The following is a 26206-nucleotide window of genomic DNA, read 5'->3' on the forward strand; positions in this document are numbered from 1 at the left end:
CGCGCCGGCCGATAGCCGATCGTGCGCTCTGCGAGAATTTCACCGTGCATGTCGCGATCGGCCTGGTTGTTCTCGTCGCGTCGGCGGCCGCGTTGGCGGCGCTGGCGCGACGGTTCGGGATCTCCGAACCGCTGGTACTGACGGTGGGCGGGGTGGCGGCGTCGTATCTGCCGTTCGTGCCGGAGATCCATTTGGAGCCGGAGATCATTCTGCTCGGTTTCCTGCCTCCTTTGCTGTATACCGCCGCGATCCGCACGTCGCTGGTGGATTTCCGGGCGAATGCGCGCACGATCGGGTTGTTGTCGGTGGGGTTGGTGTTGTTCACGACCTTCGCTGTGGCGGTGGTGGTGTGGTGGCTGCTGCCGGTGCCGTTCGCGGTCGCTGTCGCGCTGGGTGCGGTGGTGGCTCCGCCGGATGCGGTGGCCGCCACGGCGGTGGCGCGGCGGATCGGGATGCCGCGGCGGATCGTGACGATCCTGGAGGACGAGTCGCTGTTCAACGACGCGACCGCGCTGGTGGCGTTGCGGACGGCGCTGGCGGCGATGGTGGGCACGGTGTCGGTGTGGGCGGCCGGCGCCGATTTCGCGCTGGCGGCCGGTGGCGGCGCGGCGGTGGGAGTGGTGGTGGCCTATCTGCTGGCGATGTTGCGGCGGCGGATCACCGACCCGGTGATGGACACGACGTTGTCGTTCCTGGCGCCGTTCGCGGCGTATCTGCCCGCTGAGGGCATCCACGCCTCGGGGGTGATCGCGGTGGTCGTGTGCGGGATGATCCTCGGACACAACGCGCCGGTGTGGCAGAGCGCCGCGTCGCGGATCGCCGAGCGCATCAATTGGCGCACGATCCAGTTCATCCTGGAGAGCGCGGTGTTCGTGCTGATCGGGTTGCAGGTGCGCGGCATCGTGGAGGGTGCTTGGCACAGCGAGCTCGACCACGCCACCCTGCTGTGGTCGGCGGTGGCGGTGCTGGCCGCGACGATGCTGGCGCGTCCGGTCTGGGTGTTCGGGTCGTCGTTGTTGTCGCGCAGTCTCGGTGGTGGCGAGGCGGTGCCGGTGAGTCATCTGGTGGTGGTGTCGTGGGCGGGGATGCGGGGGGTGGTGACGTTGGCGGCGGTGCTGCTGCTGCCGCAGGACACTCCGTTGCTGGCCGTGCTGCGGCTGCTGGCGCTGGTGGTGGTGGCGGGAACGCTGCTGGTGCAAGGCACGTCGTTGCCGTGGCTGGTGCGGTGGCTGCGGTTGCGTGCGCCCAGTCGCGCCGAGGACGCGTTGCAGAAGGCCAACGTGTTGCAGCAGGCGACCGCGGCCGGTTTGGCCGCTCTCGAGCGGGAAGTCACGCCGGACACGCCGCCGGGGGTGGTGCAGACGTTGCGTGATCGGGTCCTGTGGAAGGCCAACGCCGCCTGGGAGCGGTTGGGGCGGGCGGAGTCGGAGCTGGTGACACCCACGGCGGAGTACCGGCGGCTGCGGTTGGCGATGTTGCAGGCCGAACGCGAAACCGTCTTGCGCGTACGGGATTCGGGCGCCGTCGACTACGAGATCCTGCAGCATGTGCTGGCGCAGTTGGATCTCGAGGAGTCGATCATCGATCGCTACGACGAGACCGAGGAAGAACGGGTCGAACCGCTGGCGGCGGCGGGGGCCGACGACGCTTGCGCGCATCTGCGGGACGCGCCGCTGGTGCGTGCGCACGGCGGGCCGGACGAATGCGGCGAATGTCTCGCGGAGGGACTGGCGTGGGTGCATCTGCGGATGTGCTTGTCGTGCGGGCACATCGCCTGCTGCGACTCTTCTCCGGGCAATCACGCGACCAAGCACTACGGCGCCAGCGGGCATCCGGTGATGCGCAGTGTGGAGCCGGGAGAGGCGTGGCGCTGGTGCTATGTCGACGAGCTGCTCGGTTAGCCGGAGTGGGTCAGCGCTGCGCGTGGGAGTAGATCAGGCGCGCGTATTCGGCCAGCAGCTGGTCCAGTGACAGGTTCTCCCCGCCCGCGGCGATCTGCTGGTAGCCGACGAGCATCGCCATGCCCAGTGAGGTGACCACGGCGGCGGTGTCGTCGTCGCCGACGACCCCCTTGATCGCTTTGTGCACGGTGCGCCTGCGGGATTCGTCGACGCGCTTGAGTGCGAGGTTGACCGATTCGTCGTTGGCCGCCCAGGCGCGGATGGCGGCTTCGGCGGAATGGTGCAGTCCGGCGGCGAGGTCGGACATGGCGCGGATGTCGTCATCGGGGTTGCCCTGGTTGAACGGCATGGTCCCCAGGATGCGCACTTGGCGGTTCTCCCAGTGTTCGAGCAGGGCGTCGACGAATCCTTGCCAACTGCCGAAGTGGTGGTAGAACGATCCGCTGGTGACGCCGAGCTGCCGGCACAGGACACCGATGTTGAGACCTTTGAAGCCGAGTTCGGCGAGCACTTCCAAGCCGGTGTCGAAGTACTGCTCCTTGGTGACCACTCGTGACATACGCGCGCCGTTCTCTTCGTTCGGTCAGGGGGAGGGACCGAACAGTACCCCATCGTAGCGTCGGCTGGACCGACCTCGGGAAGTACCGATGCGTACGCCGAGAAGACGCTTCGGTACCTGTTACCTGCTGAAATATTTAGCGCGCGTGGGTGGATCGCGCGCGGATCTGCTCAGCGAGGTGCCCGGCAGCGGCGTGCGGGCCGTACTCGCCGTCGGTCCCCCACCCCTTTGACCCCTGTCTTCACCATTCCCTTCACCCCGCGATGGCCGCGCTGATCCAGGTCGAGCTCACCCCGAAAAGCGCCGTCGCCTAGATGACCACCGGCCGCCGCTTCGGCGGCGTCGACGCCGCGGTAGCGCTGCTGGCCCCGCTGGGCGGCAAGGACCCCGGCACTCTCGGTGCGATCAAGACACCGTGTACGCCGCCGCCGTCACGGCACTGACCACCTAGCGCTGCGACCACCGTGCGGGGCGCACTCGAAATTGCTGCGTCGCAATAATTCTCCCTCATTCCGTGGGGTGACAATTCCTGATGGATTGCTGTGTCACGCCTTTTCCTCGGCTTCACGGTGAAGTCGTCGACGGAATGCGGCACGGTGGGAGCGGGAATCTTGTCATCGGACCGGGTGATGGCCGAAGCCGGAGAGATGGCGATGAATCCCAGCTCAGCGCGTATCAGAGGTGGAACACCGGCGGTCACCCCGCCCGGTGCAGGCCGGTTTCTGTTTATTCATTCCTCGTTCACGAGAAAGACGATCGCGTCATACACGCTGCTGACTTCGTGTTTTCTACTGAAAGGGAGCGATCGTGGAATTGCTGACAGTTCTCGCCGACCTCATGACCGCCGTGTTCCAAGCCGGTAGCGGCAGCGCGGCCTGACCCGCCCCGCCGCGGCGGTCGGTCCGCGACCTCATCGCCCGGCGCGGCGGGCAGCGGAATCCGCACGGCCGGAACCGCCGATCCCGTTGCCGGAGAAGTGGTTCGGTCGTGCGCGGACGAACCGGTCGTGGATCCGGAAACGGGCGAAAACGCCCCGCCGAGCACGGTCGGACACCTACGGTCTGGGAAAGCCGGGTGTACCGAACGGGGTTGTGCGATGACCGAACCGAACACGTCCTGCGCCGCATTCCAGCACAGCGCCGCGATCGATCCGGACGCGGTGGCCGTCCGGTCCATCGGCGGCGGACAAACGCTCACCTGGCGGGTGTACGCCGAAGAAGTGCGCGCGGTCGCGGCGGGCCTGGCCGCGCTGGGTGTCGGCCGCGGCGACACGGTGGCGTTGATGATGGGCAACCGGGTGGAGTTCTATCCCCTGGAAGTCGGCGCGCAGCACACCGGCGCGACCTCGTTCTCGGTGTACAACACCCTCTCGCCCGAACAACTGACCTACGTGTTCGCCAACGCGGGCAATCGGGTGGTGATCTGCGAGCAGCAGTACCTCGAGCGGATCCGTGCCTGCGGCACGCCGATCGAGACCATCGTCTGCATCGACGCCACGCCCGAGGGCACCGTGGGACTCGACGAACTGAAAGCCATGGGCCGCCCCGATTTCGACTTCGAGGCGACCTGGCGGGCCGTGCGGCCCGACGACGTGCTCACCCTCGTCTACACCTCCGGCACCACCGGCAACCCCAAGGGCGTGGAGATCACCCACGCCAATCTGCTGGCCGAAGCGCGAGCGTTCCACGCGGTGCTGCCGGTGGAGTTCGGCGACCGGCAGACCTCCTACCTGCCCTCGGCGCACATGGCCGACCGGTTCTGCTCGCTGTATCTGCAGCAGGTGTACGGCACGCAGATCACCGTGGTGCCCGACCGGTCGCTGCTGCCGGCCGCGCTGGCCGACGTGCACCCCACCATCTGGGGCGCGGTGCCGCGGGTGTGGGAGAAACTGAAGGCCGCCATCGAGTTCTCCGTCGCCGCCGAACCCGACGACGCCCGGCGCGGTGCGCTGCGGTGGGCGCTGGACGTGGCGGCGCGCAAGGCCGACGCCCAGCTGCGCGGCGAACCGATCGATGACCAGCTGGCGGCCGAATGGGCGCGGGCCGACGAGCAGGTGCTGTCGGCGTTGCGCGCCGGAATCGGCCTGGACCGACTGAAGTGGGCGATGTCGGGCGCCGCGCCGATTCCACCGCAGACCCTCGGGTTCTTCTTCGGCATCGGCATCCCGATCTCGGAGATCTGGGGCATGTCCGAACTGACCTGCGTGGCCAGCGCCTGCTCGCCGGAGCAGGCGCGGCTGGGTTCGGTGGGCCGGATGCTGCCGGGAATGCAGTGGCGGATCGCCGAGGACGGGGAATTCCTGGTGCGCGGGCCACTGGTGATGAAGGGCTACCGCAAACAGCCGCGGCAGACCGCCGAAGCGCTCGACCCGGACGGGTGGCTGCACACCGGCGACATCATGTCCGTCGACGCCGAGGGGTATCTGCGGGTGGTCGACCGCAAGAAAGAGCTGATCATCAACTCGGCGGGCAAGAACATGTCCCCGGCCAACATCGAGAACGCGATCAAGGCCTCGACGCCGCTGGTGGGCGCCATCGCCACCATCGGGGACGCGCGCCCGTACAACACGGCGCTGATCGTCATCGACGCCGAGACCGCAGCACTGTATGCCGCCGAGCACGCGCTGCCGGATGCCTCGGCGGCGGCGTTGGCGGCCGAGGACGGGGTGATCGCCGCGATCGCGCGCGGCGTGGCGGCGGGCAACGCCACGTTGTCGCGGGTCGAGCAGATCAAACGGTTCACCGTGCTGCCGGTGTTCTGGGAGCCCGGCGGCGACGAGGTCACCTTGACGATGAAGTTGCGGCGCAAGCCGATCGCCGACAAGTACGCCGAACAGATCGCACAGCTCTACGCCGAAGACCTCGCCGCGACCGTGCACGAACCCGACGGGCAGCGATCCCGCGCCGGCGGCGCGGACACGCTCACAGCTGGAAGGTGAGCCGCTGCGGGCGCACGTAGTCGGCCGGATCGTGCAGGGTGCGCAGTTCCGGTCGCCGTGGCGCGGTGATCCGTTCCAGTTCCGCGCGCAACGGTGCGTCGTAGGTCGCCGCGCTCGCGGTGAGTCCGGGCAGCCAGTTGTCGTGATGGCTCGGCACGAACAGCGCGGGGGTGAGGGCTTCGATGTAGGTGCGGGGATCGCGCAGCCCGTTGCTGATCTGGTTGTAGCCCTGCACCGCGCCGATCTGCACGTCGGTGGCCGGGAGCGCGGCGAGGGTGTCGAAGACCTGCGGGGCGCGTTCGGTGAGCGGTCCGGTCGAGTCGTGCCACACCAGGCACAAGCCCGGCACCCGGAACTGGTACAGCAGCACCCCTCCTTCGGGGTCGCGCAGCCGCGGCACACCTTGCAGCAGACCGCTCAGCGTCGGCGGGTGGGTCAGCACGATGCCCGGTTGCGGGCGGGGAAAGAAGCGCGGTGATCCGCCGACGGGATCGGACGGGGTGCGTGCGGAGTGCAGGTGCCGCACGACGGTCACCTCGACCGCGCCCACAGCGAAATCCTCCCGGGTGCCGATCGCGGTGCCCGCGTCACCGTGCACGGCGGTGGGGAACGCTGGATCGGTGACCTGTGCGGCGATGCTCGCGCAGTGCTCGGCGGTGCCGTGTACGACCGCGCCGCTGGCCTGGGCGATGCGTCCGGCGTCGGCGGCGTGATCGAAGTGGCCGTGGCCGATGAAGATCGCCGCGGGTGCCAGGTCCACCAGGTCCTGCGGGGTGGCGGGGACGTAACCGGTGCTGGTCAGCCGGGGCACCCACGCGTCGAGCAGGAACACCGAACCGCCGATGGCCAGGGCGAAGGTGGTGCAGCCGACCCACGACAGCACGACCCGGTCGGTGCGCAGGGCGCCGGTCTGCGGGTCGACGGTGTCGGCGCCGAAGAAGCGGGCGCGCGCGGCGATCGTGCGCGGGTCGGCGGGATCGGCCGCCGGCCGCAAGACGCCTGCGCTGAGGGAGGTCAGTTTGCCGCCGGGGCCGAACAGGCCGAGGCCGGGAAGCTTGCACACCCCCGTACCCCATCACGTGCGGGGGATGCGGGCAAGAGACCGGCTACAGGCGTACGCCCAGCAGGGCGTCGACGGCGGTGGTGATCAGCGTGGGGGCGTCGGTGTCCTGGCCGCCGTAGTCCAGTGCCTGGCGGGCCCAGTTGTCGAGGGCGTCGAGCGCCTTGGGGGTGTCCAGATCGTCGGCCAGGTGCTGGCGCAGGCGGGCGACGGTGTCGGTGGCCGACGGGCCCGCGGGCAACGCGGTGGCTTCGCGCCACAGCTCCAAGCGCTGCTGCGCCCGCTCGAGCAGGGCGTCGGTCCACATCCGGTCTTGCCGGTAGTGGCCGGCCAGCAGGCCGAGGCGGATGGCGGACGGGTCGACGCCGCCGCGGCGCAGCGTGGACACCAGCACGAGGTTGCCGCGGGACTTCGACATCTTCTCCCCGTCCAGCCCGATCAGGCCGGCGTGCACGTAGTGGCGGGCGAAGCGGCGGCCGGCGATGAGCGACTCGGCGTGCGCAGCGGAGTATTCGTGGTGGGGGTAGATCAGGTCACTGCCGCCGCCCTGGATGTCGAATTCCGGGCCGATGCGGTTCAACGCGATCGCCGAACACTCGATGTGCCAGCCGGGTCGGCCCGGGCCGAACGGGGCGGGCCAGGACGGCTCGCCGGGCCGCGCCGAGCGCCACAGCAGCGCGTCGATGGTGTCGCGTTTACCGGGACGGTCCGGGTCGCCGCCGCGTTCGGCGAACAGCCGCTGCATGGTGGCGCGGTCGTAGCCGGATTCGTAACCGAACTGGTCGGTGGCGTCGGCACGGAAGTAGATGTCGGGGTACTCGGCGTCGTCGACGACGTAGGCGGCGCCGGAAGCCAGCAGTTTCTGCACGAATTCGACGACCTCGTCGACGGATTCGACGGCGCCGACGTAGTCGCGGGGCGGCACGATCCGCAGCGCGGCCATGTCCTCACGGAACAGGTCGGTCTCCGCCGCGCCGAGGTCGCGCCAGTCCATGCCGTCGCGGGCGGCGCGTTCGAACAGCGGGTCGTCGACGTCGGTGACGTTCTGCACGTAGTGCACGTCGTGGCCCGCGTCGCGCCACAGCCGGTTGACCAGGTCGAAGGTCAGGTAGGTGGCGGCGTGCCCGAGGTGGGTGGCGTCGTAGGGGGTGATGCCGCAGACGTACATGGTGGCGGTGGGGCCGGGGGTGACCGGGCGCACCAGACGGTCGGCGGTGTCGTACAACCGCAACGGCGGTCCTGCTCCAGGGACGGTGGGGAGGGCGGTATCGGACCAGGACTGCATGCTTACGAGGGTAAAGGTGTGGTGGAGATCATCGGGCCCCGGCCCGGTCGCCGCGCCCATGCGGCCGGTAGGGTCGCCTGCCGCGACCTGCGTCTTCCAGCAAATCGTGGGATGTCAATAATTACGGTTTCGCTGAATCAGCTGTCGGTGCCGCGGGTGGGATCGGTGACGGTGTTGGGGCCGATCGCGAACGTCCCGTCCAGTTCGGGGATGTCGGGATCGGTGTCGGCGAGCGCGAGCTGAGTGAATTCGCCGCGCGCGACGTCGAACTCGAGTTCGTGATAAGCGACCGTATCGCCCCAGTCCGCGGAAGGCAACGAGATGAACCGCATGGTGAACCGCCCGGAGTCCACCGAACCCTCGGTCATGACGTAGACGCCGAAGTGGTTCTCCCCCGCCGAGCTCAGCCAGTAGACGCCGTTGTCGTAGAGGTGCAGGTCGGTGTCGGGGTAGGGCTTCTTGTCGTAGAGGTGCACGTAGTGCAATGCGATGCGGTAGGTCGGCGCGCCGACGGCGACCCGCACCACCGGCGCCGCGCGATCGGGAGTGGAGTGGGGCATCGCGTCCTCCTCGTCGTCGCGCCGAGCGCTCGAAGCTTCAACTGTGCCAGGAAACCCCGCGCACGGCAGCGGTCGCGATCAGAACGCCGGCCACGGAATGGGCCGGGAGGTGCGCGGCAGCGGCATCACCGGGTCGTCGAGCACCTGCTGGGTGCGTTCGATCAACGCGTCGATCTCGGCGTCGGTGATGTGCTCGCCGAGTGTGTCGGCGAACGCGCCCGGCAACTGCTTGGCGAAGGCGGTGATGTCGGCGATCAGCCCGTCGTCGATGGGCTGCCCGGCCCAGCCCCACAGCACCGTGCGCAGTTTGTGGTCGGTGTGCAAGCAGATGCCGTGGTCGACGCCGTAGACCTGCCCGTCCACCCCTTCCAGCGCGTGCCCGCCCTTGCGGTCGGCGTTGTTGAGCAGGACGTCCAGCACCGCCATGCGCTGCAACCGCGGATCGTCGGCGTGGATCAGCGACACTTCGTTGCCGACGTCGTCCACCGCGCGCAGCACCTCGCGGAAGCCGTCGGGCACCGCGCCCGCGGGGCACAGGTCGATCAGGTCGAGGCGGTCGCCGCGGTCGGTGTGGTTGTCGACGCCCACGACCCAGCGTTGCACCATGCCGAAGCCGAAAGGGCCGTCGCGCAAGATGGTTTCGGGGATCACGCCCCAGCCGATCGCCTCGGAGATCAGATACGAGGCCACCTCGCGTCCGGCCAGGGTGCCGTCGGGGAAATCCCACAGCGGTCGTTCGCCGCGGATCGGTTTGTAGACCACCCGCAGGGGTGTCTCGCCGGTGGCGGTGTCGTTCACGTCGCAGACCAGGGTGACGTTGCTGGCGGTGCTGACCCGCCCGATCACGGTCAGTTCACCGTTGTGGAATCCGTCCCCGGCCTCGGCCACCGAATCACTCCTCCATTTCGGCCGCGCCGAAGATCTCACCGCGTTTGTAGCCGTTGGTGCGCACGCACATGTGCCCGCGCGCCGACAGCGGCTCACCGCACAGCGGGCACGGCGGGCGGCCCGCCGCGATCACCCGGGTGGAGCGCAGCGCGAATTCGCGGGCTTGGATCGGGGTGAGGAACACCCGCACCGCGTCGGGCCCCTCTTCGGTGTCGTCGAGGACCACCGACTCGTCGACCTCGGTCTCGGTGATCGCCAGCAGTTCCACCACCACCGCGCCCGCGTCGGCGTCCCAGCCCAGGCCCATGGTGCCGACACGGAACTCGGCGTCGATGGGGGTGACCAGCGGTGCGTTGTCGGCGACGTCCTCGGCCTGCGGGGGCACTTCGGCGCCGAAGCGGCGCGCGACCTCGTCCAGCAGCAGACCCATCCGGTCGGCGAGCACCTTGACCTGCTGCTTTTCCAGCAGCACGCTGACCACGCGCGGTTCCTGCACGGCCTGCAGATAGAACGCGCGATCACCCGGCTCACCGACGGTCCCGGCGACGAAACGATCGGGGGTGCGGAATACATGGATTGCGCGTGACACATGCACCTCCTGATATGACCCTGATCGACTACCCGCGGCGCGGGGATTCCATACAACGACCGCTCGGTTGTTTACAAGGAATCTCGACGCTCCGCATTCCCATTATCCGCACTTGCGCTATTGCCGAGCTCGCCACCGGGGACTGGTCCGGAGACCTCGGGTCCCGGCGTCGACGACGACGCCGCTTGCTGTTGAGCGCCGGAGGCGGCGAGGGCCGACAGGTCGGCGCCGGTGTCGTTGAGCCGCCACACGTACGGTGCGGTCGGGGTGTAGCGCACGACGCTGAGCGAGGCCGGTTCGACGAGGATCCGCTGGAAGCCGTCGAGGTGGATGCCCAGGGCGTCGGCGAGTACCGACTTGATCACGTCGCCGTGGGTGCACGCCACCCACAGCGCGTCGCGGCCGTGCTGGGTGGCCAGGGCGCGGTCGTGTTCGCGGATCGCGGCGACCGCGCGGGCTTGTACTTGCGCCAGCCCTTCTCCGCCGGGGAACACCGCGCCGGAGGCGTGCCGTTGCACGACCTTCCACAGCGGTTCCTCCAGGAGTTCGGCGATGGGCCGCCCGGTCCACTCGCCGTAGTCCACCTCGACCAGCCGGTCGTCGAATACCGGTTCCAGCCCGAACTTTTCCGCCAGCGGCGCGACCGTGCGCTGGCAGCGCAGCAGCGGGGAGTGCACGATTCGTTCGATCGGCAGCCCGGCCAGTCGTTCGGCCACGGCCCTCGCCTGCTCCTCGCCGCGCTCGGTGAGCTCGACGCCGGTGCTGCGACCGGCCAGGGTGCGGGCGGTGTTCGAGGTCGACACACCGTGCCGCAACAGGATCACCGTCATGCGGTCAGCCTAGCGATCATGTCGCCGAGACCACCCCGCCCGCCAGCAGACCCATGAGGATCGCGCCCAGCACGATGCGGTAGCCGACGAACCAGTACAGCGAGTGCCGTGCCACGAAACGCAGCAGCCACGCCACCGACGCGTAGCCGACCGCGAACGCCAGCACGGTGGCCACCAGCAGTTGCGGTCCGCTGGCGTTGAGGCCCTCACCAGCGGGTTCGAACGCGTCCGGCAGGCTGAACAGGCCCGAGGCGGTCACGGCCGGGATGGCCAGCAGGAACGAAAACCGTACGGCCGCTTCGCGCTCCAAGCCCAAAAACAGGCCCGCGGTGGAGGTGGCGCCCGAGCGCGAGACACCGGGGATCAGCGCCAGGCACTGCGCGAAACCCATGGCCAGCCCGTCACGGGTGGTCAGTTGCTCGATCGGGCGATCCTTGCGGCCGAAGTGTTCACCGGCGGCGATGACCAGGGCGAAGAAGATCAGCATGAACGACACCAACCACAGATTGCGGGCGCCGGTGCGGATCTCGTCTTTGAGCAAGAATCCCAGCACACCGATCGGGATGGTGGCGATGATCACATACCAGCCGATGCGGTAGTCGAGTTCGCGCTGGGCCTGTTCGTCGAAGACGCGCTTGTGGTCGGCGGTGATGACCGGAAGTCTCGTCGTCGGCTGATCGTGCAGCGGGATCTGCTGGCGACCGCGCGTGGTCAGTTGCTCGCGCAGACCCGCGAACCAGGCCAACAGGATCCGCCAGATGTCCTTGGCGAAGTACACCAGCACCGCGGCCTCGGTGCCCAGCTGGGTGACCGCGGTGAACGAGGCGCCCGCGTCGTCGCCGAAGAAGACCGACGAGACGATGCGCAGATGCGCCGAGGAGGAGATCGGCAGGAACTCCGTCAGTCCCTGCACCAGACCCAGCACCAAGGCCTGCACCCAGGTCATCGACTCGCCGACCACGAACCATCCTCCACTTCCGCGCGGAATACGCGTTGCTACCTGGGCATTGGTGCGGCGATCGGTCGATTCTTCCTGACCACCGCGCCAATCACGCAGCGACAGTACAGTGTCGAGGCCGCGGCGGCGTGCCCGGCCGTGGCGCTGCCGCCGCCGCGCGGGTCGCGGGTGTGCTCGCCGCACCCGAGCGCGACCCACTGTGCTGGTGGCCGCCGAGTCGCGTATCCACACTCTAGGCTTGGCGCCGTGACGAATGCGCGGACACGGTGATGGAACAGCGGACGGTGGGCCGCAGCGGCCTGCGGGTGTCGCGGATGGGCCTGGCGACCCATACCTGGGGTGCGCACACCGACGCCGAGGACGCGGCGGGGCAACTGGTGGCGTTCGTCGAGGCGGGCGGCACACTGGTGGACACCTCCCCCGCCTACGCGGGCGGGGCCGCGCAGCGGATCCTGGCCGAATTGCTCGGTGACCTGGTCTCCCGCGACGAGCTGGTACTCAGCGGTTGCGCCGGGATCGCGCCGTGGGGATTCGCCGCGGCGGGGATGCCGGAGGCGGCGCAGGTCACCGTCGACACCTCGCGGCGGGCGCTGCTGCGGCAGCTGGACCGCACGCTGCTGGAGTTCGGCACCGACCATCTCGACATCTGGAATGTCGCGGTGTGGGATCCGCGGACGCCGTTGGAGGAGGTCGCCTCGACGTTGGAGCAGGTGGTGCGCTCGGGCCGGGTGCGTTACGCGGGGGTGCGCGGGTTCGGGGCCTGGCAGCTGGCCAGTCTGGCCGCGGTGGCGCCGGTGACCGCGGCGCAGACGCCGTATTCGCTGCTGGCGCGGGGGGCGGAGACCGATGTCGTGCCCGCCGCGCGGTTCCACGGTGTCGGGGTGATCGCCTCGGCGCCGTTGGCGGGCGGCATCCTCACCGGCAAGTATCGCGACGGTGTTCCCGCTGATTCGCGCGGCGCCGACGAGGCGACCGCGGCGGAGATCCGCAGTGGTCTCGACGACCGCGCCACCCGGGTGGTGGATGCGCTGGTGACCGCCGCGGACGGGTTGGGCACCTCGCCGCTGGCGGTGGCGCTGGCCTGGATCCGGGACCGGCCGGGTGTGGCGAGCATGATCGTCGGCGCCCGCGATATCGGGCAGCTCACCGGCGTGCTGGCCGCCGAGACCCTGGAGTTGCCGCGGGCGATCGCCGCGGCCCTGGACGACGTCAGTGCACGCGCGGAGTGACACAGATTAGCCTTGCCTGCATGAGCACTGCAGCGGCCAGGGGTGGGAGTCGGATCCGAACCGGATGGCGGCGCGCCCTGCCGATGTTGTTCGCGGTGAGCTTGCTGGCGGTGGTGGTCGCGTGTGGTACCGACGCCGGGTCCTCGCACGGCGGGCACGGGCCGACGACGGCGACGCTGACCGATCTGGATCCGGTGCCCATCGGGCCGGAGCCCACGCCCACGCTGCCGGTGACGGTGCGTTCGTTCGACGGCGCCGAGGTGACCGTCACCGACGCCTCCCGCATCATCGCCGTGGATCGCTACGGCACCCTCGCCCAGATCGTGTACGCGCTGGGGCTGGGGCCCAAGCTGGTGGGCCGCAGCACCTCGGCGGCGTTTCCCGCGGTGCGGGATGTGCCGAACGTGGCCGGGGGCAACGGGTCGCTGAATGTGGAGTCGGTGCTGGCGATGCGGCCGTCGGTGTTCTTGACCGACACCACCAGCGCGGCGCCCGCGGTGCGTGAGCAGTTGCGTGCGGCGGGGGTCACGGTCGTGTACTTCGATCCGGAGCGCACGATGGACGGGGTGGTGCCGCAGATCGAGGCGGTCGCGGGCGCGTTGGGGGTGGCGCAGCGGGGGCAGGCGCTGGCGCAGCGAACCCGCGACGAGATCGCCGCCGCGAGCGCCGCGGTGCCCGCGCAGGACCCGCAGCTGACCATCGCGTTCCTGTATCTGCGTTCCACCGCGATCACGATGCTCGCCGGCCCGGGGTCGGGTGCGGACGCGTTGATCGCGGCGCTGCGGGCGCGGGACGCGGGCGCGGTGGCCGGGGTGAAGGAGCCGTTCACGGCGATCACCAGTGAGGCCATGATCGGCGCGGCGCCGGATGTGCTGCTGGTGATGTCGGACGGGTTGAAGTCCGTCGGCGGTGTGGAGGGGCTGGAAAAGGTGCCGGGGATCGCGCAGACCCCGGCGGGCCGCGACCGGCGTGTGGTGGACATGTCGGATGCGGTGCTGCTGAGTTTCGGGCCGAACACCGGCCGGGTGATCGCGGCGTTGAGCGCGGCGGTGTACGGCACCGGGCACGCATGAGCGTCTCGGAGACGGACACCGCGCGGCCGCCGGTGCCGCCGCTGCCGAAGTCGCGGGGCCGATCGCGGGTGCTGCTGGTGTTCGCGGTGGCGGTGGCCGGGCTGGTCGCGCTGGCGGTGGCGTCGGCGGCGATCGGTCAGGTGCCGACGACGCCCGCCGAGGTCGCGGGCAGCGTATTGCACCGGATCGGGCTGGATGTGGGGCCGATGCCCGCGCATCCTGCCGGTGAGGTGACGTTGTGGCAGGTGCGGTTCCCGCGGGTGGTGCTGGCGATGCTGGTCGGTGCGGCGCTGGCGACAGCGGGTGCGTTGTTGCAGGGTGTGTTCGCCAATCCGCTGGCCGAGCCGGGCGTGATCGGGGTGTCGGCGGGGGCTGCGGTCGGTGCGGGCGCGGTCATCGTGGTGGGTGGGGCGTTCGTGGCGGCGTGGTCGGTGGCGGCGGCGGCGTTCGTGGCGGGGCTGGCGACCACGTTGCTGGTGTATCTGCTGGCGCGCTCGGGCGGGCGCACCGAGGTCGTCACGCTGGTGTTGACCGGTGTCGCGATCAACGCGTTCGCGGGCGGATTGATCGCGCTGCTGCTGTTCGTGGCCTCCCCCGCCGCGCGCGATCAGATCGTGTTCTGGCAACTGGGGTCGCTCAACGGGGCCACCTGGGAGTCGGTGGGTGTGGTCGCGCCGCTGGCCGCGGTCGGGGTGGCGGCGGCGGTGCTGCTGGCGCCGCGGCTGGATCTGCTGGCGCTCGGAGAGTCGGCGGCCCGCCATCTGGGTGTCGACGTGGAGCGGTTGCGGCGCAACGTGATCGTGGTGGTGGCGATCCTGGCCACCGCCGGTGTCGCGTTCACCGGCATCATCTTGTTCGTCGGTCTGATCGTGCCGCATCTGGTGCGGATGCTGGTCGGCCCTGCCCACCGGATCCTGATTCCGCTCAGCGCCGTGGTCGGCGCGGTGGTGTTGCTGGCCGCCGACGTCGCCGCCCGTTCCCTCGTCGACAACGCCGACCTGCCGCTGGGCATGCTCACCTCCCTCATCGGTGGCCCGGTCTTCTTCTACCTGCTGCGCCGCACCCGCGCCCGGGCCGGAGGCTGGGCATGAGCGGGCCGCGCCGAGTGGCGCATGGCTGCGGTGAACGCCGAGAAGACCTCTCGATGGTGTGCCACTCGACGGGAGATGTGGGGTGAAGGTGCGGGTTGTGCACGAGGTGCCGGGGTGGCCGCGTCCGGGAGATGTGACGGTGCGGGCGTCGGGGGTGAGTGTGGAGCGGCGCGGGGGCGGGCAGGCGCGGCGGGTGCTCGACGGTGTGGATTTCGAGGCGGTGGCGGGGCAGGTCGTCGCTCTCGTCGGGCCCAACGGGGCCGGTAAGTCGACGTTGCTGGCCGCGTTGGCCGGTGAGTTGGCGCCGAGTGCGGGGACGGTGGAGCTCGACGGGCAGCCGTTGGCGCACTGGACGACGTTGGACATGGCCCGGCGGCGGGCGGTGTTGCCGCAGACCCACACCGTCGGGTTTCCCTTCACCGCGCGGGAAGTGGTGGCGATGGGCCGCGCGCCGTGGGTGCGCACCGAACGCCGCGAACACGACGAGAAACAGATCGCCGCCGCGATGGCCGCCACCGATGTCGCTCATCTGGCCACGCGATCGTTCCCGACTCTGTCCGGTGGTGAACGCGCCCGGGTGACGTTGGCGCGTGTGCTGGCGCAGGACACCGCCACCCTGCTGCTGGACGAGCCGACCGCCGCGCTGGACCTCGGCCACCAAGAGGCCGTGCTGCGTCTGGCCGCCGAGCGCGCAGACGACGGCGCCGCGGTCGTGGTCGTCTTGCACGATCTGGGTGTCGCGGCCGCTTACGCCGACCGCGTCGCGGTCCTGGACTCAGGTCGCATCGCCGCCGACGGTCCACCCCGCGAGGTGCTCACCACCGAACTGCTCACGCGGGTCTACCAGCACCCGGTCGAAGTGCTCGACCACCCGGTCACCGGGGCACAACTGGTGCTGCCGGTGCGCCGCTGACCGCAGCAGCGGCACCGCCTGCCGGGGGTGCGGTCAGGGATCGTGTCCTCGGGTACATGACGAACCGTGACCACCGCTGTTGCAGTGCTCATGTCGCCAGGAAGGTTCTGATGGCTTCGTCGCTGGAGAGGTGGTTGGCACTGATGGTGACGTCGATCGTCGGGTAGTTTCTGCGCACGGCCTCGGCGATGCCGGTGAGTCGATCGGCGACTACTGCGGGGTCGCGCAACGAATCCTGCCCAAGGCCGTCGAAGCCGGGAAACCCGTCGGCGACCAGGGTTACCTCGGGGTTGGTGATGATGTCGTCGTAGGTTTGGAATTCCACGCTGACGATCTTGGATGTGTCGACGCGACCCGGGGTGGTGAATACGCGGTCGCTGACTCCCTCGACGTAATCGGCCGCCGAATGCCCTTCCGCGGCCATCGGATTCACCCGGATACGGGTGGCGTCGATACCCAGTACCATGCCCGCGGGATGGAACCGCATCGTGCCGTCGCGGACATCGGTCCAGCTCGTGATCGTTCCGTACACGCCGGCGATATCGGGGCCGTCGGTCAGGTAGACAACGTCTCCGGCGGTGCTGTGCGACGCTGTGCGGATATGGCCTTCCTCTGCTGTGGTTTCTGGTCCACGGAAAGCTTGGGGAAAAACTTGGTCGACCTGCCACAGGCGTGCTCCGTTGTAGAAACGATCCGGCGGCGCGGAACCGGGTTCCAGCAGCGGACGCGGGAACGACGGGTCGCCGGTATCGAAAGCATGGCGAAAACCTCTGTCGGCGTCGGAAAATACTCGGGCTGCCTCCGCGGCTTCACCAGCGACGGGCCTGACGCCGTGTTCGGCATCAGCTCTGGCCAATCTCCTGATCTCGTTGCTCAAGTGCTGGGCGAATCGGGCGTATGCCCGTGCGATCACCTCGGATCTGGTCAGCAAGTCAACGCCCTCGGCTCGATCACCGCAGCTTCCTCGTCTTCTCCCGGCACCGTCGCCGACGTCCGTGTGGGTCCTGTGTTCGCGACCGTCAGCCGTGCCGGGGATACAGCCGGGTCGAGCCCAAAGCTGCCGTCAGGGAGATCTGGTCGTCGCGTCTGGCAGGCCGCGGGCGGCGGGGTCGTCACCGACCGCTCGCGCGGTCGGGACCGAGCGGGCGAGCCGGTCGAGTCCCGGGACCACGAAAGCGTCCCCGGCGCGGGCCGCCGCGCGCGTCTGGTCGGGCCCGGGACGCTGACGGTTGGTGCCTGTCGATCCGTGGACGGGACAGCTGCGTTGCCCGCTGCTGCCGAGCTCACACAACCGGTCGCGCTGAGCGGTGAGATCCTTTGTGCCCGTGGAACAGCGGGCGTAGCCGATCAACGTGCCGGACATGCCCGAAAGCGTAAACGATTGCCGGTGTCCTACCGCCAGATCAGTTTCAGCACCGCGGGTGTCAGCAGCATGCGGATGACGGTGGCGTCCAGGATCAGGGCGGCGATCATGCCGTAGGCGATGTATTTCATCAGCACCAGATCCGAGAACCCGAACGCACCGGTGACCACGATGAGGATCGCGGCGGCGGAGGTGATCACGCCGCCGGTGTGGGCGATGCCGTAGCGGATGGCCTCGGGTGCGTCCGCGCCGGCGGCACGCGCTTCCGACACCCGCGACAGCAGGAATACCTCGTAGTCGGTGGACAGCCCGAACACCACCGTCACGATCAGCGCCAGCACCGCGAACATCAGCGGTCCTGGCGTGAACTGGAAGATCCCCGCGCCGTGCCCCTCGACGAACATCCAGGTCAGCATGCCGAGGGTGGACACGAGGCTGAGCGCGCTCATGGCCACCGCTTTCAGCGCGAGCACCAGCGAGCGGAACGCCGCGTACATCAGCGCCAGTGCCGCGGCGACCAGGATGGCCAGCAGTACCGGCAGGCCGTCGAGCAGGCCGTTGATGCTGTCGCGTTCCAGGGCCGGCACGCCCGCGACCATCACCTGTGTGCCGGGCGGTTCGGGAATGGCGCGCAGTGCGGCGATCACCCGGTCGGCGTCGCGTTTGTCGGTCAGCCCGGCGGCGAGCACGTTGATGCCGTCCTTGGTGGGTGCGGCGGGTTCGAAGCGTCCGGTCAGGCCGGGGATCTGGTTGGCGGCGTAGCGGATGTCGCTCAACTGCTGTGGGTCGGCGCCGAGCACCACCAGTTTCAGTGGCTCGGTGCGGAAGCTGGGAAACAGGGCGTCGAAACGTTCCTGCGCCACTCGCGCCGGGTTGTCGTCGGACAGATAGCGTTCGCTCAGGCCGCCGAATTCGATGTGACGTATCGGGATGCTCAACGCCAGCAGGGCCAGCACGATCGGCACGGCCACCGCCAGGGGGCGGCGCATCGCCCACAGCGCCAGGCGGGAGAAGAAACCGGCGTCGATCTGGGCCTCGGTCTTGCTGCGGGAGAAGCGTTTCCACCCCAGGAAGTCGATGCGGCGTCCGACGATGCTCAACGCCGCGGGCAGCGCGGTCACCGACAGCAGCGCCGCCAGCAGCACCGAGCTGATACCGCCCAGCGGCACCGAGCGCAGCACCCCGTTGGGGAAGATGAACAGCGCCCCGAGGCTGAGGGCGATGATCGCCGCGGAGAACAGCACGGTGCGCCCGGCGGTGGCGACGGTGCGGGCGGTGGCCTCTTCGATGGTGTGGCCCGCGGCGAGTTCCTCGCGGAAGCGGGTGACGGTGAACAGGCCGTAGTCGATCGCCAAGCCCAGGCTGACCAGGGTCATCACGGCGCTGGCGAAGACGTTGACGTCGAGGTGGTCGGTCAGCGCCCGCAGCGCGCCCTGGGTGCCCAGGATGGTCATGCCGCCGATGAGCACCGGCAGCAGCGCGCCGATCACGCCGCCGAACACGAAATACAGCAGGATCGCCACCAACGGCAGGGCGATCATTTCCGCGCGTTTGATGTCGCGTTGCATGCCGGTGTTGATGCCTTCGACGATCGGCTGCAATCCGGCCAGTTGCACGGTCGTGCCGCCCGGGCCGCCGCCTGCGCGTCCGGCGCCGAGATGGTCTTCGATCGCGGCGTAGTTCTGCACCGTCGCGGTGCCCGAACCGCGCAGGCCGACGCTGGCGAAGGCGTGGGTGTGCGTGGCGTCGGTGGCCTGGGCGGAGAACGGGCTGTCCCAGTAGCTGTCGATCTTCTGGATGCGGTCGGGGTAGGCGGCCAGCAATCCGGCCAGGTGCTGGGTGACCGGGCCGCGGACGGCCGGGTCGTCGACGGTGGCGCCGTCGGGTGCGGTGTAGAGCAGGATCAGGTCGCTGTCGGTGTCGCGACCGAAGGTGCGGTCGGCCAGTTCGGCCGCGGCCACCGATTCGCTGCTCTCGTCGAACCAGCCCTCCTGGGTCAGCCGCCCGGCCAGGTCGCGGCCGTACCAGCCGGAGACCAGCACGAACAGTACGAACAGGGCGAGAACGAGGTAGCGGTTGCGGTGGACCCACCGCCCCCACCGCAGTGATCCGGAACGGCGCATCGCGTCGCGGGTCAGCCGCAGGCCGGGGTGCGGTAGTCGGCCGAGCGCAGGATGCCGCACAGGTCGGTGCGCGAGATCTTCCACTTGCCGTCGACGAGCACGAAGTGCACGACGGTGGTGCGGACCGCGGCGCCGGTTCCGTCCTTGTCCAGCCGCATGGTGGCGGTCAGGGTGCCGTCGTGGTTGTCGAACACCGGGTCGGTGACGCCGTAGACGGCGCGCGGGTTGTCCTGCAGCGCCTTGTACATGTCGGGGATGGCCTGGCGGAAGGATTCCCCGTCCTCGATGAGGGCGGTGCGTTCGCTGTCGGGCAGCGCAGGGTCCAGTGCCCGCTTGATCTGGGCGTCCAGGTCGGCGGCGGTGGGCAGCGGCGGGTGGGCGGCACGGGAGGACACGGCGATCGAGGACGACAGCGACGCGTTCGCCGAGGACCGGGCGGCGTCGACGGCGGCCTCGTCGGTTCCGGTGTCGCACGCGGCGAGGACCGCCGTCAGCAGCAGACCGGCGGCGGTGAGCGCGGCGCGGGCGAGTGGTGTGTGGGTCATCACTTCCTACATACCTTCGATGACGGAGCTGATCCGTCCCAGCAGGGCACGCACGGTCGTGACGTCCCGTCCCGCGGCGGTCTCGATCGTCGCGGTGTCGGGGATCATATCCCGCACCAGGGCGGCGACACTGCGCTCGTCGTCGAGGTCGATGTCGGTGACCGTGGCGTCGGCGGTGGCGAGCACGTCCTCCGGGCCGGGGACGGCATCGCCCAGATCGCGGCGGTAGATCTCCAGTGTCAGGGTGGCGCGGATGGTGCGGAACGCGAAGGGGTGGCCCTCGGCGGTGGTCCCGAAGCCGTGCGCGTGGGGGCCTACGGTGATGTCGTCGATGACAAATCCCGACGTATGGTCGGCTTTCAACCCGGATCTCCCTGTATCGGACAGTGTGGTCTCCACCGTAGCCGCCGCCGCCGACATTCCGCTCGAGCCGCCACCCCGGTCGGTCGGTTGGTTGCCGCATCATGGTCAGATGGTGAGGTTGCGGAAAATTCGTCGGTAGAAGGAGTTCGGTGGATGCGTCCTCGCGGCTCGCTCGTCTCGGTGTTCGCGGGTGCGGCGGTGCTGGTGTTGCTGGCCGGCTGCTCCTCCGGCTCGGGCGGCCCTGATCTGCCGACCAGGGAACCGGCCACCCCCGCGGTCGCGCCTGCGGTGACGACGCCGCCGGTCGGGCGGGTGCTGCCCGCCGGTCCGCTGGCCGAGCTGCAAGCCGATTCCGGCGGCGGGTTGCTGGCCGGTCTGGACGGTTCGGTCCTCACCGTGCTCGATCCCGCCGCCGCCGCGCCGGTGGTGCGCACGGTGACGTTGCCCGATCGCGCGGGCGGTCTCACGCCGGGCAAGCCGGGTGAGATGCTGGCGGCCGCACCGGGGCGGGTGCTGCGGGTGGACCTCGCCTCCGGGGCGGTGTCCGCGGTGGCCGTCGACGGCGATGTGCGGTCGGTACGCGCACGCCCCGACGGCGGGTTGCTGGTCGGCACCGCCGACGGCCGGGTGCTGGACCTGGCACCCGACGGTGCGGTGACCCGCACGGTGTCCGGGCTCGTCTCCGCCGACGTGCTGGCCGAAGCCGACGGGAACCTGACCGTGCTCGACCGGCATCAGACCGCCATTTTCGAACTCGACCCGGGCGAACAGCGCCCCGGATTGGCGCTGCGCGCCGGTGACGGGGCCACGCAGCTGATCGGCGACACGCGCGGACGGTTCGTGGTCACCGACACCGCGGGCGGCGAACTGCTGGTCTACACCGCGGGACCACTCGTGTTGCGGCAGCGTTTCCCGGTAGGATCTTCGCCTTACGCACTTGCCTACGACCAGCGGTCGGACACCGTGTGGGTGACGTGCACGCAGCGCAACGAGGTCGTCGGATTCGACCTGTCGACTGGTATACCGAAGGAAGTGGGCCGCTACGCCACCGTCAGGCAACCGAACTCGGTGGCTGTCGAGCAACGCACCGGTGATCTGTTCGTGGGGTCCGCGACCGGCGACGGTCTGCAACGGATCGGTGCGGACGATCGGAAGAGAGGGCACTGATGGCTCGGACACCACATGCGGACGAGGATTCCGCGGCATCTACCGAACCGGCAGCACATCGGGGGCGCGGGCGCGCACTGCCCGCGGGCTGGGAAACCACCAGCGACGACTACGAGTACGTGCCGTTGCGGCTGCCGCCGGATGTCACGCGGGTGACCGCGTCCATGCGGCTGGCGATCCAGGCGGAGTTCGGCGGCTGGGAACTCTCGCGGGTGCGCGCCTACACCGACGGCAGCAGGCGGGTGCTGCTGCGGCGGCGAAAATCCGCACTACTACCCCAGCCCGAACCCGGAATGTGAGCCGATGTACGCCCTGCTACTCCGACTGATGTTCCTGGTCGCGCCGGAACGCATCCACCACCTGGTCTTCGCGGTCATGCGGCTGGCCGCCTGGCTCGCGCCGCTGCGCTGGGCGATGAGCAAGGTCCTCGTCAGCCGCGATCCGATCCTGCGCGCCGAGGCGTTCGGGGTCGAGTTCCCCGCGCCGCTGGGACTGGCCGCCGGTTTCGACAAGAACGCCGACGGTGTGGATGCCTGGGCGCCGCTGGGGTTCGGTTTCGCCGAGATCGGCACCGTGACCGCGCAGCCGCAGCCGGGCAATCCGGCGCCGCGGCTGTTCCGGCTGCCCGCCGACCGCGCTCTGATCAATCGGATGGGGTTCAACAATCACGGCGCCGCCGCGGCCGCCGAACGGCTGCGTGACCGGCGTGGTGGGGTGCCGATCGGCGCGAACATCGGCAAGACGAAGATCGTGGCGCCCGAGGCCGCGGCCGCGGACTACGCCACCAGCGCCGCGCTGCTGGGGCCGCTGGCCGATTTCGTCGTGGTCAACGTCAGCTCCCCCAACACGCCGGGCCTGCGGGATCTGCAGGCGGTGGAATCGCTGCGGCCGCTGCTGCGGGCGGTGCTGGACAGTGTGCGGGTGCCGGTGCTGGTGAAGATCGCGCCGGATCTGTCCGACGAGGACATCGACGCCGTCGCCGATCTGGCCGTGGAACTCGGCTTGGCGGGGATCGTGGCCACCAACACCACCATCCGCCGGGACGGTCTGCGCACCGACGCGGCGCAGGTGGCCGCTATGGGGGCGGGTGGCTTGTCCGGTCCGCCGGTCGCCGACCGTTCGCTCGAGGTGCTGCGGCGGCTGTACCGGCGGGTGGGTGACCGGCTGGTGCTGATCTCGGTCGGAGGTATCGAAACCGTCGACCAGGCGTGGGAACGCATCCTGGCCGGGGCGACGTTGTTGCAGGGCTACACCGGTTTCATCTACGGCGGCCCGTTCTGGATGCGCAGGATCCATCGTGGGCTGGCGCAGCGGTTGCGTGCCGGGGGCTATCGCAGCATCGGTGAGGCCGTCGGCGCGGAGCACAAAGCCCACGCCTGAATCAGGTGCGCTAGCCGAGCACGAACGGTGGTTCGGCAGTGCGGGTGCGCACTCGCCGGGAGCGCGGTCGATGCCCCGGCGGTGTCGGATCTCCCTTCGGCCGCAATTGCTGGCCCAGCCGAGCGGCCATTCGCTTGGCGAGCAGGATCACCGCGTGGTCGCGCAAGATGCCCAGTTGGTCGGCATAGGCCTCGACGCGGGCCTGGGTCATGCGGTCGTGCACGACGTGCGGGTCGCTGAGCAGTTCGTCCAAAGACATCCCGGCCAGTGCCTGGCCCCGGGTCAGCCGCCGGTCCGGTAGCCAGCTCAGCCGCCAGCTGTCGGTCGCGTCGGTGTCGCGGTAGGCCGATTCCGGGGTTATGTCACTGGTCATCGTCCATTCGGTGGTGTGTATGGTCATCGCGGTCTCCGGTGCAACAGGTGGAGTGAGGCCGGCTCCAGGGTGCTGAGTTCGATGATCACGAATGCCTCCTGTCGTGCATCCGCTGGTGCGGCGCGGTGCAGGCGCCGCATCGTGTGTTCCGCCGGTCCGGCGGGCGCGGTGGGTGTGCCCGGGCCGGAGAAGTCCGCTGCCGGGCCGGGTGGTCCAGGGGGTGGCTCGCTGCTGTGCGGCGGCCGGGGGCGCCGCGGTATCGGGCGAGTCGGTGGGCGTCGCGCGCCGAGGGTGGCGTGCGAGGCTGGATCGGCGCGGTGGCAGGCGCCACGGCTGTGGGATTCGGGAAACGGAGTGGGTAGCGGCCGTCGGGCCGAGAGGCCGGGGGCGCTACGGCGTGTGGTCGGCGTACCGGTGTGCCGCCGCGAGGCGGGTGATGACCGGCGCGTTGCCGCGGGGAGCGTCCGGCGGCTGGTTCAGTCCCTCACCTGCTTGGGCACCAGCTCGGTATCGGATCCGCCGGAGCGGTGTTGCCGTCGCCGTCGCGGCTGCCGTATCTGAAGAATCATTCTCATCACCAGCCCTCCCGATGTGCCTGGTGGTGCGATGGGGATCGCCACATACAGTGTGGCATTTGCCGTTCCCCGCGCGCAATTGCCGTTGTAATTTGGTAATTGACAATTTGCCCGCTGGCTAAACCCGATTTGCGTGGCCAACATGCGCGCGACGGCCCGGTGTCGCGCCGATAGAGGAGGGTGGCATCGCCATGGTCCCGCAGGATTCGGGAATGGTTGCCGTTCGCAATATCCTCACCCGCTTGTGCAAACGCTCCGGCCTGAGCTCGGATCGGTTGCGCAGCACCGAGATCGACGTACTACCCCTGCTGGATCTGCTGGCCGTGCGGCAGTACGCCCGGCGTGCGGGCGTCGACCGGGAAGAGGCGGTGCTGCCGCTGGTGCGCGAACTGGCGCTGCGCTTGGGCCCCACCCACCGGCTCGTCGTCGACGCGGAACTGTCACTGGGGCTGTTGCGCGAAAACCCGCCTGCCGGAGTGGATCCCGGCAGGCTCTACGCACCGGACCTGGGTGAGCGGCGCGAATATCTCGCCGAGCGATGGGCGGTGTTGCACGAAGCCCTTGGGGCGCAACCGATTCCCGGCACACTGACGGTGCGCTCACTGCGTGGCGCCCCCGAGCGCCGGGCGTTCACCGAACTGGCCGCGCAACTGGCCACGGCATCGGTGTTCGACGGCGCGCACGTCGTCGACTTCGGTGCCGCGACGGAAACCGCTGCGGCCGAAACCGTTCCGGTGGACGACCGCAGTGTGGTCACGGTGATCGGCGACGCGGTCATCGACCACATGTACGTGGTCGACCGTATCCCCGGCTCCGGCGCGACCGCGCGCGGCAGCTACCGGGAGCATCCCGGCGGCAAGGGCCTCACCCGCGCCGTGGCCGCGGCCCGGCTGGGGCTGCGGGTGCGGTTGATCTCGGCGGTCGGCGACGACGACGCGGGCGATCGCATCCTGGAATACCTGCGCAGCGAACGCGTCGAGACCGAACTCGTCAAAGTGGTGCCTTTCGCGCCGACGCCCGTGACCGCGGTGATCGTGGCCCGTACCGGCGCGGCGAGCACGATCGGCTGCAAGGACGAGCGAATCCGGTTGAGCGCGCAGGAATTGCGGACCGACGCGATCCGTTCGGCGATCGCCACCGCGGACGCGGTGCTGCTGACGTTCGAGCAACCCACCGGCGTCATCGAGCAGATCATGGGGCAGCTGCGCGAACTGCCGCGGCGGCCGCTGGTGGTGGTGCATCCGGCGCCGCGATTGGAACGCCCGCAGTACCTGTATCAGCATCTCGGGGCGGTGGACTACCTCGTCGGCGGCGACAAGGACCTGCAAGCGCTGGCGATGGCCGGCGATGACGCGACCCGGTGTGGCGAGCCGACCGCCACAAGGCTGCGCGCGCTCGGCGTCGGTGCGGTCTGCGCGATCCAGGATTTCCGGTGCGAGGTGTGGTCGGACCAGGTCAGCGACCGATTCCAGCCGTTCCCGACGGCGCTGGAGGACTCGGTGGGCGCTCACGCTGCCTTCTCCGCCGCCCTGGTATATCGTCTCGTTTCGACGCGCCGCCCCGCCGAACGCAACGACTACGTCTGGGCGACCGCCGCAATGGTGGCGACGCAATCGATCGGGGATGTCCCCGGGGCAATGCCACTGGTGAGTGAGGTCGAGCGAATTTACAAACTCGCTACGGAGGAGCATTGACCAAAGTTGTGGATCCTGCCGACACCGAGCATCGGTTCCGTCGCAACGGGCATGATCTGCGAGTTCGGGTGGTGGAGTTGACCGGGGAGGGCGAGAAGGGGCACCTGCTGCTGTTCGGCGCGGTCGCCGACGGCTGCCTGGTGCGGGTGCACTCGCGCTGCCTCTACGGAGAGGCGCTGCGGTCGCAGGACTGCGACTGCGGGCCGGAACTGGACAAGGCGCTGGATCTCATCCAGGCCGCGGGCTCGGGCGTGCTGGTCTACCTGGAACAGGAGGGCCGCGGCGCGGGCCTGATCGCCAAAGCGCTGGGCTACCGGGAAAGCGAGCGCTCGGGCGCGGATACCTTCTCGAGCTACGAAGCCCTCGGCTACCCCGCCGACGGGCGCACCTACGTGGCCACCGCTCGCGCACTGGCCGAACTCGGACTGCGCTCGGTGCAACTGTTGACCAACAATCCCGCCAAGGTCGAGGCCCTGCGGCAGGAAGGGTTGCGGGTCACCCCCGTGCCGTTGCGTACCCGGGCGCTGAGCGAACGCGCCCGCGAGTACCTCGAGGCCAAGCGCACCCGGCGCAAGCACTGGATCCCGACCGACTCCGCGCCGTGGGCGTTCGAGGAGCACGACAGCGCTCCCACCGGCGAACTGCGGGGGGCGGTGGACGCGGTCGTGCTCGCACCCGGTGAGAACGTCCGTCCGCGTCCAGGGCCCGGCGCCGCGCCGGATCTGATCGGTGCCTGAAGGATTGTTGAA

Annotated in this window: 25 protein-coding genes and 1 pseudogene; 12 read left to right on the plus strand and 14 right to left on the minus strand. The window is 69.7% G+C overall.

All coding sequences use genetic code 11. The features are described from left to right. Positions 1-44: 44 nt before the first annotated feature. Positions 45-1901: a Na+/H+ antiporter gene (locus AB0L97_RS27775; RefSeq protein WP_356966090.1), complete on the plus strand. Its 1857-nt coding sequence runs from the start codon at positions 45-47 to the stop codon at positions 1899-1901. Between the two features lie 10 nt (positions 1902-1911). Here the strand turns inward: AB0L97_RS27775 and AB0L97_RS27780 are convergent, their stop codons facing one another. Beyond that, a complete protein-coding gene (locus tag AB0L97_RS27780) occupies positions 1912-2460 on the minus strand; it encodes a TetR/AcrR family transcriptional regulator (RefSeq protein WP_355078013.1) in 549 nt (182 codons plus the stop codon). A 257-nt stretch (positions 2461-2717) separates the two neighbouring features. Here AB0L97_RS27780 and AB0L97_RS27785 point away from each other — a divergent pair. Both AB0L97_RS27785 and fadD11 read left to right on the plus strand, forming a co-directional pair. After that, positions 2718-2911, plus strand: a pseudogene (locus AB0L97_RS27785) (enoyl-CoA hydratase/isomerase family protein); the annotation flags it as partial. A gap of 645 nt (positions 2912-3556) precedes the next feature. Then, positions 3557-5398, plus strand: a complete 1842-nt coding sequence (gene fadD11, locus AB0L97_RS27790; protein ID WP_364435037.1) for a fatty acid--CoA ligase FadD11 — start codon at positions 3557-3559, stop codon at positions 5396-5398. On the opposite strand, the gene AB0L97_RS27795 is transcribed toward fadD11, so the two are convergent. From AB0L97_RS27795 to AB0L97_RS27825, 7 genes are all read right to left on the minus strand, one after another. Then, positions 5382-6461: an MBL fold metallo-hydrolase gene (locus AB0L97_RS27795; protein WP_364435040.1), complete on the minus strand. Its 1080-nt coding sequence runs from the start codon at positions 6459-6461 to the stop codon at positions 5382-5384. The two genes, fadD11 and AB0L97_RS27795, sit on opposite strands and share 17 nt — an antisense overlap. A gap of 43 nt (positions 6462-6504) precedes the next feature. Further along, positions 6505-7743 (minus strand): cysteine--1-D-myo-inosityl 2-amino-2-deoxy-alpha-D-glucopyranoside ligase, encoded by a 1239-nt coding sequence (gene mshC, locus AB0L97_RS27800; RefSeq protein WP_364435043.1) that lies wholly within the window; start codon positions 7741-7743, stop codon positions 6505-6507. 137 nt (positions 7744-7880) lie between these two features. Beyond that, positions 7881-8303, minus strand: coding sequence for a hypothetical protein (locus AB0L97_RS27805; RefSeq protein ID WP_355078009.1), 423 nt, complete (start codon positions 8301-8303; stop codon positions 7881-7883). 78 nt (positions 8304-8381) lie between these two features. After that, positions 8382-9191 carry an SCO1664 family protein gene (locus tag AB0L97_RS27810; protein ID WP_356966099.1) on the minus strand — a complete coding sequence of 270 codons (810 nt, stop codon included), beginning with the start codon at positions 9189-9191 and terminating at the stop codon, positions 8382-8384. Between the two features lie 4 nt (positions 9192-9195). Further along, positions 9196-9780 carry a DUF3090 domain-containing protein gene (locus AB0L97_RS27815; RefSeq protein ID WP_355078007.1) on the minus strand — a complete coding sequence of 195 codons (585 nt, stop codon included), beginning with the start codon at positions 9778-9780 and terminating at the stop codon, positions 9196-9198. A gap of 71 nt (positions 9781-9851) precedes the next feature. Continuing rightward, positions 9852-10610 carry a histidine phosphatase family protein gene (locus tag AB0L97_RS27820; protein ID WP_355078006.1) on the minus strand — a complete coding sequence of 253 codons (759 nt, stop codon included), beginning with the start codon at positions 10608-10610 and terminating at the stop codon, positions 9852-9854. 16 nt (positions 10611-10626) lie between these two features. Next, complete coding sequence (locus AB0L97_RS27825; RefSeq protein WP_355078058.1) at positions 10627-11556, minus strand: undecaprenyl-diphosphate phosphatase; 930 nt, start codon at positions 11554-11556, stop codon at positions 10627-10629. Between the two features lie 281 nt (positions 11557-11837). Here AB0L97_RS27825 and AB0L97_RS27830 point away from each other — a divergent pair, with 281 nt between their 5' ends. The 4 genes from AB0L97_RS27830 (at position 11838) to AB0L97_RS27845 (ending at position 15874) form a co-directional block, all read left to right on the plus strand. Then, positions 11838-12797 carry an aldo/keto reductase gene (locus AB0L97_RS27830; protein ID WP_355078005.1) on the plus strand — a complete coding sequence of 320 codons (960 nt, stop codon included), beginning with the start codon at positions 11838-11840 and terminating at the stop codon, positions 12795-12797. 83 nt (positions 12798-12880) lie between these two features. Then, positions 12881-13870: an ABC transporter substrate-binding protein gene (locus tag AB0L97_RS27835; RefSeq protein ID WP_355078057.1), complete on the plus strand. Its 990-nt coding sequence runs from the start codon at positions 12881-12883 to the stop codon at positions 13868-13870. After that, complete coding sequence (locus AB0L97_RS27840; RefSeq protein WP_364435050.1) at positions 13867-14961, plus strand: iron ABC transporter permease; 1095 nt, start codon at positions 13867-13869, stop codon at positions 14959-14961. Before AB0L97_RS27835 ends, AB0L97_RS27840 begins: the two co-directional genes overlap by 4 nt. 82 nt (positions 14962-15043) lie before the next feature. Next, positions 15044-15874 carry a heme ABC transporter ATP-binding protein gene (locus AB0L97_RS27845; protein ID WP_364435053.1) on the plus strand — a complete coding sequence of 277 codons (831 nt, stop codon included), beginning with the start codon at positions 15044-15046 and terminating at the stop codon, positions 15872-15874. Between the two features lie 88 nt (positions 15875-15962). On the opposite strand, the gene AB0L97_RS27850 is transcribed toward AB0L97_RS27845, so the two are convergent. The 5 genes from AB0L97_RS27850 to AB0L97_RS27870 all read right to left on the minus strand — a co-directional run bounded on the left by AB0L97_RS27850 (position 15963) and on the right by AB0L97_RS27870 (position 20268). After that, on the minus strand, positions 15963-16751 hold the full coding sequence (locus tag AB0L97_RS27850) for a hypothetical protein (RefSeq protein ID WP_364435056.1): 789 nt from the start codon (positions 16749-16751) through the stop codon (positions 15963-15965). 186 nt (positions 16752-16937) lie between these two features. Then, complete coding sequence (locus AB0L97_RS27855; RefSeq protein WP_364435059.1) at positions 16938-17237, minus strand: recombinase family protein; 300 nt, start codon at positions 17235-17237, stop codon at positions 16938-16940. Positions 17238-17266: 29 nt separating this feature from the next. Continuing rightward, entirely contained in the window at positions 17267-19420 is a 2154-nt protein-coding gene (locus tag AB0L97_RS27860; protein ID WP_364435062.1) for an MMPL family transporter, read from the minus strand. Further along, complete coding sequence (locus AB0L97_RS27865; protein ID WP_355078000.1) at positions 19372-19905, minus strand: hypothetical protein; 534 nt, start codon at positions 19903-19905, stop codon at positions 19372-19374. The genes AB0L97_RS27860 and AB0L97_RS27865 overlap by 49 nt, the downstream gene beginning before the upstream one ends. Before the next feature lie 6 nt (positions 19906-19911). Further along, a complete protein-coding gene (locus AB0L97_RS27870) occupies positions 19912-20268 on the minus strand; it encodes a hypothetical protein (RefSeq protein WP_364435066.1) in 357 nt (118 codons plus the stop codon). Between the two features lie 153 nt (positions 20269-20421). On the opposite strand from AB0L97_RS27870, the gene AB0L97_RS27875 reads away from it, so the two are divergent. The 3 genes from AB0L97_RS27875 to AB0L97_RS27885 are packed head-to-tail and all read left to right on the plus strand — an operon-like array spanning position 20422 to position 22815. Continuing rightward, on the plus strand, positions 20422-21435 hold the full coding sequence (locus AB0L97_RS27875; RefSeq protein ID WP_355077998.1) for a hypothetical protein: 1014 nt from the start codon (positions 20422-20424) through the stop codon (positions 21433-21435). Next, positions 21435-21734, plus strand: coding sequence for a DUF5703 family protein (locus AB0L97_RS27880; protein ID WP_355077997.1), 300 nt, complete (start codon positions 21435-21437; stop codon positions 21732-21734). The genes AB0L97_RS27875 and AB0L97_RS27880 overlap by 1 nt, the downstream gene beginning before the upstream one ends. A gap of 4 nt (positions 21735-21738) precedes the next feature. Further along, complete coding sequence (locus tag AB0L97_RS27885; protein WP_355077996.1) at positions 21739-22815, plus strand: quinone-dependent dihydroorotate dehydrogenase; 1077 nt, start codon at positions 21739-21741, stop codon at positions 22813-22815. A gap of 10 nt (positions 22816-22825) precedes the next feature. On the opposite strand, the gene AB0L97_RS27890 is transcribed toward AB0L97_RS27885, so the two are convergent. Beyond that, a complete protein-coding gene (locus tag AB0L97_RS27890; RefSeq protein WP_355077995.1) occupies positions 22826-23215 on the minus strand; it encodes a hypothetical protein in 390 nt (129 codons plus the stop codon). A 760-nt stretch (positions 23216-23975) separates the two neighbouring features. On the opposite strand from AB0L97_RS27890, the gene AB0L97_RS27895 reads away from it, so the two are divergent. Together AB0L97_RS27895 and ribA are read left to right on the plus strand one after the other, a co-directional pair. After that, positions 23976-25457, plus strand: coding sequence for a PfkB family carbohydrate kinase (locus tag AB0L97_RS27895; RefSeq protein WP_364435072.1), 1482 nt, complete (start codon positions 23976-23978; stop codon positions 25455-25457). Then, complete coding sequence (gene ribA, locus AB0L97_RS27900; RefSeq protein WP_356966117.1) at positions 25454-26194, plus strand: GTP cyclohydrolase II RibA; 741 nt, start codon at positions 25454-25456, stop codon at positions 26192-26194. Before AB0L97_RS27895 ends, ribA begins: the two co-directional genes overlap by 4 nt. Positions 26195-26206 lie beyond the last annotated feature (12 nt).

The sequence above is a fragment of the Nocardia sp. NPDC051911 genome, from assembly GCF_040681035.1.
GTDB classification, from domain to species: Bacteria; Actinomycetota; Actinomycetes; order Mycobacteriales; family Mycobacteriaceae; genus Nocardia; species Nocardia sichangensis.